Origin of the sequence: Micromonospora sp. NBC_01740 (genome assembly GCF_035920365.1) — a bacterium.
Classification (GTDB): Bacteria; Actinomycetota; Actinomycetes; order Mycobacteriales; family Micromonosporaceae; genus Micromonospora; species Micromonospora reichwaldensis.
On sequence record NZ_CP109150.1, the window covers coordinates 5,218,435 to 5,232,902 of the forward strand.

Consider the following 14,468-nt stretch of genomic DNA (forward strand, 5'->3'; position numbering starts at 1 on the left):
ATGACGACGACAGTCGACGACGCCGAGCCGGGCGCGGTCACCACGACCGTGTCCCGGCCCCGGCCGCGCCGGGCACTGCTGGTCTTCCTGCTCAAGCGGGTGGCCATCACCGCCGGCCTGCTGCTGGGCGTCACGATCGTGACGTTCGGCCTGGTCACCGTGGTGCCCGGCGACCCGGTCACGGCCAACCTCTCCGACCAGGCGCTCAACGACCCGGCCGCGGTAGCCGCGTTTCAGGAGAAGTGGGGCCTGGACCAGCCGCTGTACGTGCAGTACTTCCAGTACCTGGGCAACCTGCTGACGGGTGACCTCGGCATCTCGCAGCAGACCGGCCGCACGGTGGCCGACGACCTGTTCCAGTACGTGCCGGCGACCATGGAACTGGCCATCCCCACCATGGTGCTGGCGCTGCTCATCGGCACCGGGATCGGCATGCTCGCCGCCGTGCGCAACGGTCGGGTCACCGACCAGCTGATCCGCGTCGGCGCGCTGCTCGGCCTCTCCACCCCGCCGTTCTGGCTGTCGCTCGTCGTGCTCTACGTCTTCTTCTACCAGCTCGGCCTGGCGCCCAGCGGCGGACGGCTCTCGACCGACTTCAGCCCGCCGCCGACGAAGACCGGCATGTACACGGTCGACGCCGCCCTCGCCGGCCAGTGGGACGTCGCCTGGGACGCCGCCCAGCACCTGATCCTGCCGGTGCTCGTGCTGACCAGCCTGACCGTGGCGATGCTCGTCCGGTTCGTCCGCTCGTCCATGCTGGAGGTGCTCCAGCAGGACTACATCCGGGCCGCGTACGCCAAGGGCCTGCCCGCCCGGGTGGTGTTCCGCCGGCACCTGCTGCGGGCCGGCCTGGTCCCGGTGATCACCGTCTCCGGGCTCGCCTTCGCCTCGCTGCTCTCCGGCACGGTGCTGGTGGAGAACATCTTCGGCTGGCCGGGCCTCGGCCAGTACGCGTACCGCAGCGCGACGGCGCTGGACCTGCCCGCGATCCTCGGCGTCAGCCTGTTCGTGGCGCTGGTCTACACGCTGGTCAACCTCACCGTCGACCTGCTGTACGGGCTCATCGACCCGAGGATCCGCCTGTCATGACCGCACTCGCACCCGATCCCGTGGCGCCCGACCCCAAGGCGACCGCCGCGCTGACCCGGCGCCGATTCCTGGGCGGCCGGCTGCGGGGACGTTCGACGGCGCGGCCCATCTGGCGCCAGCCGATCGCCGTGGTGGCCCTGGTCATCCTCGGCGGGTGGCTGCTGGCGGCGCTCCTCGCCCCGCTCGTGGCGCCGTTCGACCCGCTGGCGCAGAGCCCCGACGCCTACGCGCCGCCGTCCGGCACGCACTGGTTCGGCACCGACTCCCTCGGCCGGGACGTGTTCAGCCGGGTGATCCACGGCTCCCGCCTGTCGATCCCCCTCGCGCTCGCCATCGTCTCGCTCGCCCTGCTGATCGGCGGCCTCCTCGGCCTGGTCGCCGGCTACGTGGGCCGGTTCGTCGACGAGGCGCTGATGCGCCTGACGGACCTGGTCTTCGCGTTCCCGCAGATCATCCTGGCGATGGCCGTCACGGCCGCGTTCGGCCCCAGCACCCGCAACGCCGTCCTCGCGCTGGTCATCGTCTCCTGGCCGGTCTACGCCCGGGTCATCCGCAGCGCCGTGCTGACCATGCGCGGCGAGGACTACCTCAGCGCCGCCCGGCTGCTCGGCATCGGGCCGATGCGGGCGCTGCGCCGCGACGTTCTGCCCAACAGCGTGGGGCCGGCGATCGTGCTGGCCACCCTCGAACTGGGCAACGCCGTGCTGCTGCTCTCCGCGCTCTCCTTCCTCGGCCTCGGCCCCCGCCCGCCGGCCGCCGAGTGGGGCTCGATGGTGGCGCTCGGCTCGCAGGACCTCTCCATGTGGTGGGTCAGCGTCTTCCCCGGTCTGGCCATCCTCACCGTGGTGATGGCCTTCAACGTGCTCGGCGACGCGCTGCGCGACCGGATCGACCCCCGCTACGCGAAGGGACGTTGAGAAATGGCACCCCTGCTCGAGGTCGACTCCCTGGCCGTCACCCTGCCCGGTCCCACCGGGCCGCTGCCGATCCTGCACGACGTGTCGTTCACCGTCGACGAGGGCGAGATGGTCGGCATCGCCGGGGAGAGCGGGTGCGGCAAGAGCCTCACCGCGCAGACCCTGCTCGGGCTGCTGCCCGCCGGCGCCAAGGTCACCGGATCGGCCCGGTTCGCCGGCACCGAACTACTCGGCCTGGACACGAAGCGCTGGCAGAAGGTACGCGGTGCCGGCATCGCGATGGTCTTCCAGGACCCCACGGCGGCGCTGCACCCGATGCTCACGATCGGCCGGCAGCTCACCGAACACATGCAGGTCCACCTGGGCCTGGACCGGCGGGCGGCCGACCGGCGGGCGGTGGAACTGCTCGAGCAGGTCCGCATCCCCGACCCGCAGCGGGCGGTGCGGGCGTACCCGCACCAGTTCTCCGGCGGCATGCGGCAGCGGGCGGCCATCGCGATCGCCCTCGCCGCCCGCCCCCGCCTGCTGATCGCCGACGAGCCCACCACCGCGCTCGACGTGACGGTGCAGGCCGGCATCCTGGCGCTGCTGGACCAGTTGCGCGCCGAGACCGGGCTGGCCGTCGCGTTCATCACCCACGACCTCGGGGTGCTCAGCGCGCTCACCACCCGCGGGTACGTCTTCTACGCCGGGCGGGTGGTGGAGACCGGTCCCACCGGGGCGCTGCTCACCGCGCCGCGGCACCCGTACACGGCGGCGCTGCTCGGCGCCCGCCCGCACGGCACCCAGGCCGTCGGCACGCTGCGCCCCATCCCGGGCGGGCCGCCGGCGCCGGGGCAGGCGCCGCCCGGGTGCCCGTTCCAGCCCCGGTGCGGGTACGCCGAGCCGTCCTGCGGCAGCGCGCCGCCCCCGCTCGCCCCCGCCGGCGCCGACCGGTCGGTGGCCTGCGTGGTCCGTCCGCACCTGGAGGTGGCGGCATGAACGAGCCCGTCGGCTCGGGCAACCTGCTCGAGATCAGCGACGTCGAGGTCGAGTACAAGGCGCGCGGCCGGGGGCCGGTGCGGGCCGTGGCCGGGGTGAGCCTCGAGGTGGCGCCCGGCCAGATCGTCGGCCTGGTCGGCGAGTCCGGCTGCGGCAAGTCGTCGCTGGCCCGGGTGGCGGTCGGGCTGGCCGCGCCGAGCGCCGGGGCGATCCGGTTCGCCGGCCGCCCGGTCACCCCGCTCGGCTGGCGGCGCCGGCCGGAGCCGCAGGTCGGGCTCCAGATGGTCTTCCAGAACCCGTACGCGTCGCTGAACCCCCGGCGCACCATCGGCGCCCAGCTCCTCGACGGGGTGCCGGACACGGTGACCGGCGCCGCCCGCCGGGCGAGGGTCGCCGACCTGCTGGACCGGGTCGGCATGCCGGCCGGGGCCGCGGAGCGGTACCCGCACCAGTTCTCCGGCGGCCAGCGGCAGCGGCTCGCCATCGCGCGGGCGCTCGCGCCGGAGCCCCGGATGATCATCGCGGATGAGCCGGTCACCGCGCTGGACGCCTCGTCCCAGGCGCAGGTGGTCAACCTGCTCGTCGGGCTGGTCCGGGACCTGGACATGGGCATGCTGTTCATCTCGCACGACCTGTCCCTGGTGCACGAGATCGCCGACGTCACGGCGGTGATGTACCTGGGCCGGATCGTGGAGACCGCGCCCACCCGTCAGCTGTGGCGCTCGCCCCGGCACCCGTACAGCCAGGCGTTGATCGACGCGGTGCCGCAGATCGGCCCGCACCCGCAGCTGCCCAGGACGCTCGCCGGGGAGGTGCCCGACCCGGCGCACGCGCCGACCGGGTGCCGGTTCCGGCCGCGCTGCCCGCACGCGTTCGCGCCGTGCGGCGAGCAGCCGCCCACGCTCGACCTCGGCGGCCGCAGCGCCGCCTGCTGGCTCAACGACCCGACGGTGGCGCCGACCACCGCGCCCGCCGCGTAGAGGACTCCGCATGCACATCCCCACCGAACAGGTCCTGGTCAACCTCGCGCTCTACGACGGCGTGCGGGACGACCTCCAGCGCGACCAGGGCATCTGGGTCGGCGCCGACGGCACGATCCGCGCGGTCGGTCCGGTCGACGACGTCCTCGCCGAGGCCGGCGGCGCCCGGGTGGTCGACCTGCACGGCGACCACGTCATGCCCGGCCTGACCAACATGCACGTGCACCTCTCGCTCGGCCTGCCCGGCCACTTCGGCGACGAGGTGCACCGCTCGAACCTCGCCGAGCTGGTGCTGCTGATGGCCGACTCGGCGCGGCGGACCCTGCACTCCGGGGTCACCACCGCCCGGCTCGTCGGCGAGAGCCGGTACGCCGACTTCGCCCTGCGCAAGGGCATCGAGCGCGGCGCGGTGGACGGCCCACGGATCTTCACCGCCGGGCACGCCCTCTGCTGCACCGGGGGGCACGGCTGGGAGGCCGACGCCCTGGAGGCCGACGGGGCGGACGGGTTCCGCCGGCTCACCCGGCAGCAGATCCGGGCCGGCGCCGACCTGATCAAGGTGTGCATCTCCGGCGGCATCGCCGGCGAGTTCGAGTCGATCGACACCCCGCAGCTGCTCGACGACGAGCTGGCGGCGGTGATCCGGGTGGCGCACGACTGGGGCCGCAAGGTCACCGCGCACGCCGGCCCCGCCGAGTCGGTGCGCCGCGCCGTGGAACTCGGGCTGGACTGCGTCGAGCACGGCTACGAGCTGACCGACGAGGTGACCCGGCTGATGGCCGACCGGGGTGTCTGGTACGTCCCGACCATCGTGGTCAGCCGCTGCGAGCAGTTCTTCCGCGACGCCGGCGTGCCGGGCTGGCTGATGGACCGCGCCCTGGGCGCCGGGCCCCGGCACTGGGAGAGCCTCCAGCACGCCATCCGCAACGGAGTGCCGATCGCACTGGGCAGCGACATGCCGCCGCACGCCGGCTACGACGAGACGACCGCGACCGTGCGTGAGCTGGAGTTCATGGTGGACGCCGGGATGCCCGTGGCCGACGCGCTGAAGTCCGCCACCATCCGCCCCGCGCAGTGGCTGGGCCAGGCCGACACGCTCGGCAGCGTCGAGGTGGGCAAGCACGCCGACCTGCTGGTCCTGCGCGACGATCCCACCCGGTCGGTGTCCGCGCTGCGCACCCTGCACGCGGTGCTCAAGGGCGGCGTCGGATACCGCGACGACCACGGCCGCCTGGGCGTCGCCCGATGACGACCATCACCGAGGTCGCCGACGGGTACCTCGACGCGCTCGCCGAGCTGGCCCCGGAGGCCGCCGAGGCGGCGGGTCGTACCCCCGGATCGCACTTCGCGGACCTCTCCCCCGACGGCTTCGCGGCCCGCGCGGAGCTGGCGCGCGGCACCGCCACGGCGGCGGCCGGCGCCGACGCCGACGGCACGGCGCAGCGGGCCCTCGCGGGCGCGCTGCGCGACCGGCTGGCCAGCGAGGTCGACCTCTACGACGCGGGCTTCACCACCCGGCTGCTCGCCCCGCTGGCGACGCCGGTGCACCTGGTCCGGCAGGTGTTCGACAACCTGCCGCGCGCCACCGACGAGGACTGGGCGGTCGTCGCCGCGCACCTGCGCCGGGTGCCCACGGCCCTCGGCCAGTACGCCGAGACGCTGCGCTGGTCGGCGAAGCGGGGACACCTGGTGGCCCGCCGGCAGGTGCTGGCGGTTGCCGACCAGTGCACCGCATGGGTCACCGCCGACGACTTCTACGGCCGGCTGGTGGCCGGCCACCCGGGCGGGCCGCTCGCCGGGGAGCTGGCTGCCGGGGCGCGGTCGGCCGCCGCCGCGACGGCGGACTTCGCCGCGTTCCTGCGCACCGAGCTGGCGCCCCGGGCCACCGACGTCGACGGCGTCGGCCGCGACCTGTACGCCGTCACCGCGCGCAGCTTCCTCGGGGCGACCGTCGACCTGGACGAGCTGTACGCGTACGGCTGGGCGGAGCTGGCCCGCACCGCCGCCGAGCAGCGGGCGGTCGCCGCCGAGCTGGGCCACCCCGACGTGGCGTCGGCGCGGGCCGCGCTGGACGCCGACCCCGCCGGCCGGGTGCCGGTCGGGCCCGACCTGGAGCGGTGGCTGCGCGAGCGCACCGAACAGCTCACCGACGCCCTCGACGGACCGCACTTCGACATCCCGGCCGCCACCCGCCACGTGGTGTGCCGGCTCAGCCCCGCCGCCTCCGGCGTCATGTACTACACCCCGCCCGACGCCGGGCTGACGCGGCCGGGCGGAATCTGGTGGTCGACGCCCCCCGGCGAGTCGACGGTGCCGGTGTGGCGGCACGTCGGGACGCTCTGCCACGAGGGGCTGCCCGGGCACCACCTCCAGCACGCGATCACCCTCACCACCGCCGAGCTGCACCCGTGGCAGCGGTCGCTGTGCCAGGTGCACGGGTACGCCGAGGGCTGGGCGCACTACGCCGAACGCCTCGCCGACGAACTGGGCCTCTACGCCGGTCCCGCCGAGCGGCTCGGGATGCTCGACGGGCAGATGTGGCGCGCGGCCCGGGTGGTCATCGACCTCGGCCTGCACCTGGACGTGCCGATCCCGCCCGGGAACGGCGTCACCGACGCGCGCCGGTGGACCCCCGAGCTGGCCGTGGACTTCCTGGTCCGCGTCGCCGGGCTGGACCCGGCGACCGCGCGGTTCGAGGTCGACCGCTACCTGGGCTGGCCGGCGCAGGCGTTGGCCTTCAAGGTCGGGGCGCGGCTCTGGCAGCAGGCCCGCCGGGAGGTCGAACGGCGCGAGGGCGCGGGATTCGACCGCAAGCGGTTCCACCACCGCGCCCTGCGGCTCGGCCCGATGGGGCTGGATCCGCTGCGCGCCCGCCTCGCCGAACTCTCCTGATCCACCGTCACCCCCGTCACCCCCGTCCGCCCCGACCGGAAGCGAGCCCCGATGACCGTTGACGATCTCACCGCCGCCATCACCGACATGTACCGGTCGTTGGGCGACCGGTCGGCGTTCGACGCCCGCCTGCACCCCGAACTGACGATCTGGGAGTCCGACGCGCCCGAGCTGCTGGACGGGCTGGCCGCCCTGGACGACCTGCGGGACCGCCGGGCGGCGGACCGGGGCCCGGCCGCGCCCCCCACCTCGGTCGCGCCCGAGCAGTTCCGGGTCGAGTCGTGGGACGACACCGGCCTGGTCCGCTACGTCCTGCGGGCCCGGTACGCGGGCGGGCAGCCGGACGACTGTTTCCGGGTGACCGACGTGCTGCGCCGCGACGAGCGGGGCTGGCGCATCGTGCACCACCACGCGGAGGCGGTCCGATGAGCGCCGAGGAACCGGTCACCGACCTCTACGACCTGCGGGTCGTGGTGGAGCGGATCGAGGGCCGGTCCGTCTGCGGCCTACGGCCGGGTGACTACATCGACCTGACCGAGTCGAACCGGCTCAGCATCCCGACGGGCAAGCACTTCTGCCTCTACGCCCTCGCCGCGTGCCTGCCGCTGCTGCCGGCCAAGCAGCGGCCGCTGCCGCCGGAGGACTGGCTGGCCCGGGACAGTCACGTGGCCTGCCCGGACCCGGACGAGCGGGTCATCATGCGCATCGAACGGACCGCCCGGCGGCAGATTCCCACTGGAGACCTGACGTGAGCACCGACGACGGACGCCGACTCGTCGGCATCGGACTGCAGTCCGACAAGAGCGCCGACGAGTACGCGGCACTGGCCGAACTCGCCGAACGGCACGGCTTCGACGTGCTGTCGGTCTTCGGCGACCTGATGTACCAGCCGCCGATCTTCCCGCTGCTGGTGGCCGCCCGGCACACCCGGCGGATCCGGCTCGGGTCGGCCTGCCTGAACCCGTTCACCATGCACCCGGTGGAGATCGCCGGGCAGGTCGCTGCCCTGGATCTGGCGTCGAACGGGCGGGCCTACCTCGGGCTGGCCCGGGGCACCTGGCTCGACCAGATCGGGGTGCCGCAGGCCCGGCCGCTGCGCCGGATCACCGAGACGGTCGACGTGGTGCGGCTGCTGCTCTCCCGCGACGAGGGCGGCTTCGCGGGCCGGGAGTTCACCGTGGCGCCCGGCACGGCGCTGCGCTACGCCCCGGTCCGCGCCGACGTGCCCGTCCTGGTGGGGACGTGGGGTCAGCAGACCGCCCGGACGGCTGCCGCCTTCGCCTCGGAGATCAAGGTCGGCGGGTCGGCCAACCCGGCGATGGCCAAGACGATGCGCGCCTGGCTGGACGAGGCCACGCCCGCCGGCCGGGACCAGGTGGGTGTGGTGATCGGTGCGGTCACCGTGGTGGACGAGGACGGCGCCCTGGCCCGCCGGGTGGCCCGCACCGAGGTCGCCATGTACCTCGCCGTGGTCGCCGCCCTCGACCCCAACGTGGACATCGACCCGGAGCTGCTGGCGCGGATCCAGCAGCACGTCGCCCGCCAGGAGCACGATCTCGCCGGCGCGCTGATCGGCGGGGACCTGCTCGACCTGTTCGCCTTCTCCGGCACGCCCGAACATGTCGCGGCGCAGGCCGCGGCGGTGTTCGACGCCGGGGCCACCCGGGTGGAGTTCGGCACCCCGCACGGGCTGACCCCGGCCGGTGGCGTCGACCTGCTCGGCCGCCGGGTGCTGCCGCTGCTCAGGGAGTGACGCCCCGGTGGGGGCGGGCCGGAAGGGGTTCACGACCCGCCCCCATCTGACAAATTTCCACGCCCGGTCGTGTTCTTTCATTCCTGGGTCTCGCTCTTGCATTGTGGAGTCGCCTACTGCACCATGGCCATCGATACCTTTCCGCTACCGGAAGGAAGACGGCCATGGCGGTGTCCCGTCGCAGACTCATCGGATCCCTCGCCGCCGGTTCGGCGCTCGCCGCCGTCTCACCCACCGACCTGGTCTCCGCCCTGCGCGGCACGGCGTACGCGGCCAGCCCGCCGGGCGACGTCGTCGGCAAGGTCTCGGTCGGCTACCAGGGCTGGTTCAGCTGCCCCGGTGACGGCGCGCCCATCGGCGGCTGGTGGCACTGGAGCCGCGACCGGTTCCAGTCGCCCTCCCCGGCCAACACCACGATCGTCTCCTGGCCCGACATGCGGGAGTACACCCGCAGCTACACCACCGCGTACCCGCCGCTCGGCAACGGCCAGCCGGCGCAGCTCTTCTCCTCCTACGACCAGCAGACCGTCGACACCCACTTCCGCTGGATGCAGGAGCACGGCTGCGACACCGCCGCCCTGCAACGGTTCAACCCGTTCGGCGACGAGGGGCCGACCCGCGACGCCATGACGGTCAAGGTCCGTGGCGCGGCGGAACGCCACGGCCGCAAGTTCTACGTCATGTACGACGTCACCGGCTGGACGGCGATGCAGTCCCAGATCAAGCAGGACTGGCTCGACCGGATGTCCGCGCACACCGCCTCACCGGCGTACGCGCGGCAGAACGGCCGGCCGGTGGTCTGCGTCTGGGGCTTCGGTTTCAACGACGACGGCCGCCCGTTCGCGCCGGCCGCCTGCCTCGACGTCGTCAACTGGTTCAAGGCCCAGGGCTGCTACGTCATCGGCGGCGTGCCGACCTACTGGCGGCAGGGCGTCAACGACTCCCGGCCGGGCTTCTCCGAGGTCTACCACGCGTTCCACATGCTCTCGCCGTGGATGGTCGGCCGCACCGGCACCCTCGACGGGCTCGACTGGTTCCATACCAACGTCAACCTCCCCGACCTGGCCGACTGCGCGGCGCACGGCATCGACTACCAGCCCTGCGTGATGCCCGGCGACCTGTCGGCCGGGCACCGCCGCCACGGCGACTTCTACTGGCGGCACCTCTACAACATGACCCGGCTGGGCGCGCATGGCCTCTACGTCTCCATGTTCGACGAGTACAACGAGGGCAACCAGATCGCCAAGACCAGCGAGACGCAGGCGACGACGCCGGCCGGGGCGGGCATCCGGGCGCTGGACGAGGACGGCACCGTTTGCTCCGCCGACTACTACCTGCGGATCACCGCCGACGGCGGCCGGATGTTCAAGGGGCAGCTCGCCCTGACCCCCGTACGACCGACGCCGCCCGTCCTCGGCGGCGGCCCACAGCCCGGGGGCGACCTGGCCGCTGGCCGGCCGGCGTCGGCGAGCAGCCAGAACGGCGCGTTCGCCGCCGGCAACGCCGTCGACGCCGACCCGAACAGCTACTGGGAGTCCGCCAACGGCGCCTTCCCCCAGTGGTGGCGGGTCGACCTGGGCGCGAGCCACCCGGTGGCCCGGGTCGTCCTTGCCGTGCCCGCCGGCTGGGAGGCGCGCACCCAGACGGTGACGGTGCAGGGCAGCACCGACGGCACGAATTTCACGACGCTCACCGGGCCCGTCGGGGTCCGGTTCGACCCGGCGACCGGCAACACCGCGACCCTCACCGTGCCGTCCACCGCCGCCCGCCACGTCCGGGTCACCGTCGCGGGCAACACCGCCTGGCCGGCGGCCCAACTCGCTCAGGTCAAGGTGTACGCGGCGACCGGCACGCCCACCACGCCCACCACGCCGGGCGGCCTCACGGTGACCGGCCGGACCTCGACCAGCGTGTCGCTGGCCTGGACGGCGTCGACCGACCCCGACGGCATCACCGGCTACCAGGTGCGCCGCGACGGGCAGACCGTCGCGTCCGTCCCGGGCACCTCCGCCACCGTCGGCGGGCTGACGCCCCAGACCACGTACACCTTCACGGTCGTCGCAGTGGACGGCGCCAGCACGCTGTCGGCGCCCTCCGCCGCCGTGTCGGCGACCACCGCGCCGGCGCCCGGGGCCGACCTCGCCCGGGGCAGGTCGGTGACGGAGAGCAGCCACGTGCAGGCCTACGGCTGTGCCAACACCGTCGACGGCGACGCGGACACCTACTGGGAGAGCGCCGGCAACGCCTTCCCGCAGTGGGTGCGGGTGGACCTCGGCGCGATCGTCCCCGTCGGACAGGTCGTGCTCCGGCTCCCGCCCGCCGCCGCCTGGCAACGACGCACCCAGACCCTCTCCGTCGAGGTGAGCCCGGACGGCACCGCGTGGAGCACACCCGTCGCCCCGGCCGGCCGGGTCTTCGATCCGGCCACCGGCAACCGGGTGACGATCGCCGTCCCGGCGGCGCCCGGCCGGTACGTGCGGATCCGCGTCACCGGCAACACCGGCTGGCCCGCGGCGCAGCTGTCCCAGCTTGAGGTGTACGCCGCGTAGCGGCGGTCACTGCCGGCCGCGCGGCCGGACCCGTCCCACCACGAGAAGAGTCACGCCATGCCCCTGAGCAGATCTGCGCTGCCCGGACCGTCGTCGCGGCGACGGCCCCGGGCGGCGGTCGCCGCCACCGTCGCGCTCGCGACCGCCCTCGGCGTCCTGGCCGGCGCGCCCGGCCCGGCCACCGCCACCCCGCCCGCCGGCATCGCACCGGTGGTGACCAGGGCCGGCCTCGACCCGCACCTGGTCGCGGGGCGCGGCGCCGACGTCGACTTCGTCGAGCAGGAGGCGGAGAACGCGACCACGGACGGCGAGGTCATCGGCCCCGACCGCACCGCCTACACGCTGCCCGCCGAGGCCTCCGGCCGCCGCGCCGTCCGGCTGACCCCCGGCCGGTACGTCGAGTTCGTCCTGCCCCGCGCGGCCAACGCGATCACCGTGCGCTACAGCATCCCCGACGCCCCGCAGGGCGGCGGCATCACCGCCCCGCTGGACGTGGCGGTCAACGACCGGCGGGTCCGGACGATGACCCTCACCTCGCAGTACGCCTGGCTCTACAACCAGTACCCGTTCTCCAACGACCCGACCGCCGGCCTGCTGCACCCGGACTGGTGGATCACCGAGTGCTCGTGCGTGCCGGCGGCCACCACCCCGTACCCGAGCATCCCCACCCCGTTCCGCCCCAGCCACTTCTACGACGAGCAGCGGCTGCTGCTCGGCCGGACGTACCGGGCGGGCGACCGGATCCGGCTCACCGCCCCGGCCGGCAGCAACGCGGCGTGGACGGTGATCGACCTGCTCGACTCCGAACTCGTCGGCCCGCCGCGCGTCCGGCTGCGCGCCGCGAACGTGCTGGCCTTCGGCGCCGACCCGACCGGCCGCCGCGACTCCGCCGCCGCCCTGGAGCGGGCCATCGCCTTCGCCCGGCGGGCGGACGTACCGGTCTACCTGCCACCCGGCACGTACCAGGTCAACCGGCACATCATCGTCGACGACGTGACGATCGAGGGCGCCGGCAGCTGGTACACGATCATCAAGGGACGCGAGGTCGCCCTGCCCACGCCCGCGCCGGACGGCTCGGTGCACACCGGCGTCGGCTTCTACGGCAGGAGCGCCGCCGACGGCGGCAGCCGCAACGTGCACCTCTCCGGCTTCGCCATCGAGGGCGACGTGCGCGAGCGCATCGACACCGACCAGGTCAACGCGATCGGCGGCGCGATGAGCGACTCCACCATCGACGGGCTGCACCTGCGCCACACGAAGGTGGGCATCTGGTTCGACGGGCCGATGAGCAACGTGCGGGTCACCAACACGATCATCGTCGACCAGATCGCGGACGGGCTCAACTTCCACACCGGCGTCACCGACTCGCTGGTCGCCCACACCTTCGTCCGCAACAGCGGCGACGACGGGCTCGCGATGTGGTCGGAGAAGGTCGGCAACGCCCGCAACCGCTTCGACCACAACACCGTGCAGTCCCCGGTGCTGGCCAACGGCATCGCCCTCTACGGCGGCACCGACCTCACCGTGTCGCACAACCTGGTCGCCGACCCGGTGCGGGAGGGCAGCGCGATCCAGGTCGGCTCCCGCTTCGGCGCGCAGCCCTTCACCGGGCGGCTGCTGATCACCGGCAACACCACCGCCCGCGCCGGCACGTACGAGCTGAACTGGAAGATCGGGCTGGGGGCCATCTGGTTCTACGCGCTGGACCGGGACATCGACGCGCGGATCGAGGTGATCGGGGACAGCTACCTCGACAACACGTACAACGCCATCATGCTGGTCAGCGACTGGCCCGTGAAGGACCTCCACTCCATCACCGGCGTCCGGTTCCAGGACATCCGGGTCGACGGCACGGGCACCTCCGTGCTGAGCGCCCGGGCGGCGGGGTCGGCCTCGTTGCGCAACGTCGACGCCCGCAACGTCGGCGCCGTCGGCGTCAACAACTGCGGGTCGTTCAACTTCCCGGCGACCGGCTCGGAGTTCGCCCTCACCGACCTGGGCGGCAACGACGGCGGTTGGCTGGCCCCGTGGCAGCTGCCGAACACCATCACCTGCGACGACCGGCCGCCGGTCGTGCCGCCACCGCCACCGTCGGCCTGGTGAGCCCCTCGCGGTGGGCGGTGGACTCCGCCGCCCACCGCACCGGCCAGTCCTGTCCGGCGGGTGCCCAGCGCCAGGTCGGAGGGGCGATCGTAGGCTCGGCCGACTCCGCCGCGCCACCGCCAGCCGCCGCCGTACCGGGACACCCCGGCACGGCGGCGGCTTTCTCGTGCCCCGCCCGACGGGAACCGTCGGCCCAACCCCGCACCCACCCGCCGGCCGTGTGACGGGTCAGCCGTTCACCACGATTGACGAATATCGACCAAATGTGCTAACAAACCGCCTTGTGAATGTCGCCGAAAATGGCGGAAACCCTCCCCTTTCCGAAAACGGACACGGTGTGCGACAGGGGCGTGACACATTACCTTTCGTCGTTGCATAATGGCCGCCGCACGCGCTGTCGCACCGTCGGTTTCCGATGCGGCGACGCCGACCGAAGGGGACACAATTCCGTGAAGCGGGACCACTCACCTGTGCTGCCTGGCGACGGCGCCACGGACTATGCGCGCTACATGCGGCTGGACGCGCTGCTCGACCTGCAACGGCGTCCGGAGGAGATGCTCCACCGCGACGAGTTGCTCTTCCAGGTGGTGCACCAGTCCACCGAGTTGTGGCTGAAACTCGCCGCCGCCGAGCTGGCCGAGGCGGTCACCCGGCTGCGCGCCGGCGAGCTGGCGGTGACCGAGTCGCTGCTGGCCCGGGCGACGCTCGGAATCCAGCTGGTCACCGACCAGCTGGAGATGTTCCGGCACCTGTCCCCGGCCGACTTCCAGGCCATGCAACCGGCGCTGGGCAAGGGATCCGGCGCGGAGTCGCCCGGCTGGCGGCAGGTCCAGGCCACGAGCCGACAGCTCGGCCGGGCATTCGCCGAGCAGCTGGAGGCCCAGGGAATCGACCCGGCCACACTGGGCCGGCCGGATCCGGCGAACCCCGTCCAGCGGCTCGCCGAGGCGCTCGTCGAGTGGGACGAGCGGGTGTCGCTGTGGCGGACGCGGCACTACCAGATCGCCCTGCGCGTCGGGGGCCACGCCCCGGACGGCGCCGAGGCGACGATGCTCGCCAAGCTCGTCGGGTACCGGTTCTTCCCCGAACTGTGGCGGGCCCGCCTGAAGCCCACCGGCGAATCCGGTAACGAATCACAGGTCGGTCGTCCCTGACAATCGTCGTCCACCAGAAATTGTCAATCCCTCCCCACCTGTCTGCGTGG

General features: G+C 73.6%; 12 protein-coding genes. All 12 read left to right on the plus strand.

All coding sequences use genetic code 11. From position 1 onward, the window contains the following. A complete protein-coding gene (locus tag OG989_RS23220) occupies positions 1 to 1,089 on the plus strand; it encodes an ABC transporter permease (protein WP_327028433.1) in 1,089 nt (362 codons plus the stop codon). Then, complete coding sequence (locus OG989_RS23225; protein ID WP_151456999.1) at positions 1,086 to 2,006, plus strand: ABC transporter permease; 921 nt, start codon at positions 1,086 to 1,088, stop codon at positions 2,004 to 2,006. Before OG989_RS23220 ends, OG989_RS23225 begins: the two co-directional genes overlap by 4 nt. A 3-nt stretch (positions 2,007 to 2,009) precedes the next feature. Further along, the gene (locus tag OG989_RS23230; protein ID WP_327028434.1) at positions 2,010 to 2,987 is read left to right on the plus strand and encodes an ABC transporter ATP-binding protein; all 978 of its coding nucleotides are present in this window, start codon (positions 2,010 to 2,012) and stop codon (positions 2,985 to 2,987) included. Continuing rightward, entirely contained in the window at positions 2,984 to 3,967 is a 984-nt protein-coding gene (locus OG989_RS23235) for an ABC transporter ATP-binding protein (RefSeq protein WP_151453654.1), read from the plus strand. The genes OG989_RS23230 and OG989_RS23235 overlap by 4 nt, the downstream gene beginning before the upstream one ends. Positions 3,968 to 3,977: 10 nt before the next feature. Beyond that, on the plus strand, positions 3,978 to 5,216 hold the full coding sequence (locus OG989_RS23240; protein WP_327028435.1) for an amidohydrolase family protein: 1,239 nt from the start codon (positions 3,978 to 3,980) through the stop codon (positions 5,214 to 5,216). Continuing rightward, positions 5,213 to 6,859: a DUF885 domain-containing protein gene (locus tag OG989_RS23245; RefSeq protein WP_327028436.1), complete on the plus strand. Its 1,647-nt coding sequence runs from the start codon at positions 5,213 to 5,215 to the stop codon at positions 6,857 to 6,859. The genes OG989_RS23240 and OG989_RS23245 overlap by 4 nt, the downstream gene beginning before the upstream one ends. Before the next feature lie 51 nt (positions 6,860 to 6,910). After that, positions 6,911 to 7,288 carry a nuclear transport factor 2 family protein gene (locus OG989_RS23250; protein ID WP_151453651.1) on the plus strand — a complete coding sequence of 126 codons (378 nt, stop codon included), beginning with the start codon at positions 6,911 to 6,913 and terminating at the stop codon, positions 7,286 to 7,288. Further along, positions 7,285 to 7,611, plus strand: coding sequence for a TIGR04076 family protein (locus tag OG989_RS23255; RefSeq protein ID WP_151453650.1), 327 nt, complete (start codon positions 7,285 to 7,287; stop codon positions 7,609 to 7,611). The genes OG989_RS23250 and OG989_RS23255 overlap by 4 nt, the downstream gene beginning before the upstream one ends. Then, positions 7,608 to 8,612, plus strand: a complete 1,005-nt coding sequence (locus tag OG989_RS23260) for an LLM class flavin-dependent oxidoreductase (RefSeq protein WP_151453649.1) — start codon at positions 7,608 to 7,610, stop codon at positions 8,610 to 8,612. The genes OG989_RS23255 and OG989_RS23260 overlap by 4 nt, the downstream gene beginning before the upstream one ends. A 164-nt stretch (positions 8,613 to 8,776) precedes the next feature. Beyond that, positions 8,777 to 11,161 carry a discoidin domain-containing protein gene (locus OG989_RS23265; protein WP_327028437.1) on the plus strand — a complete coding sequence of 795 codons (2,385 nt, stop codon included), beginning with the start codon at positions 8,777 to 8,779 and terminating at the stop codon, positions 11,159 to 11,161. A 57-nt stretch (positions 11,162 to 11,218) separates the two neighbouring features. Next, positions 11,219 to 13,264, plus strand: coding sequence for a glycosyl hydrolase family 28-related protein (locus OG989_RS23270; RefSeq protein ID WP_327028438.1), 2,046 nt, complete (start codon positions 11,219 to 11,221; stop codon positions 13,262 to 13,264). 449 nt (positions 13,265 to 13,713) lie between these two features. Continuing rightward, on the plus strand, positions 13,714 to 14,418 hold the full coding sequence (locus tag OG989_RS23275) for a tryptophan 2,3-dioxygenase family protein (protein ID WP_327028439.1): 705 nt from the start codon (positions 13,714 to 13,716) through the stop codon (positions 14,416 to 14,418). Positions 14,419 to 14,468: the final 50 nt, after the last annotated feature.

What these genes read in the sequence shown, in the direction of transcription:
- OG989_RS23225 (WP_151456999.1), top strand. Translation starts at nt 1,086, where the DNA reads ATGACCGCACTCGCACCCGATCCCGTGGCGCCCGACCCCAAGGCGACC.
- OG989_RS23230 (WP_327028434.1), top strand. Translation starts at nt 2,010, where the DNA reads ATGGCACCCCTGCTCGAGGTCGACTCCCTGGCCGTCACCCTGCCCGGT.
- OG989_RS23245 (WP_327028436.1), top strand. Translation starts at nt 5,213, where the DNA reads ATGACGACCATCACCGAGGTCGCCGACGGGTACCTCGACGCGCTCGCC.
- OG989_RS23265 (WP_327028437.1), top strand. Translation starts at nt 8,777, where the DNA reads ATGGCGGTGTCCCGTCGCAGACTCATCGGATCCCTCGCCGCCGGTTCG.
- OG989_RS23270 (WP_327028438.1), top strand. Translation starts at nt 11,219, where the DNA reads ATGCCCCTGAGCAGATCTGCGCTGCCCGGACCGTCGTCGCGGCGACGG.
- OG989_RS23250 (WP_151453651.1), top strand. Translation starts at nt 6,911, where the DNA reads ATGACCGTTGACGATCTCACCGCCGCCATCACCGACATGTACCGGTCG.
- OG989_RS23255 (WP_151453650.1), top strand. Translation starts at nt 7,285, where the DNA reads ATGAGCGCCGAGGAACCGGTCACCGACCTCTACGACCTGCGGGTCGTG.
- OG989_RS23235 (WP_151453654.1), top strand. Translation starts at nt 2,984, where the DNA reads ATGAACGAGCCCGTCGGCTCGGGCAACCTGCTCGAGATCAGCGACGTC.
- OG989_RS23240 (WP_327028435.1), top strand. Translation starts at nt 3,978, where the DNA reads ATGCACATCCCCACCGAACAGGTCCTGGTCAACCTCGCGCTCTACGAC.
- OG989_RS23220 (WP_327028433.1), top strand. Translation starts at nt 1, where the DNA reads ATGACGACGACAGTCGACGACGCCGAGCCGGGCGCGGTCACCACGACC.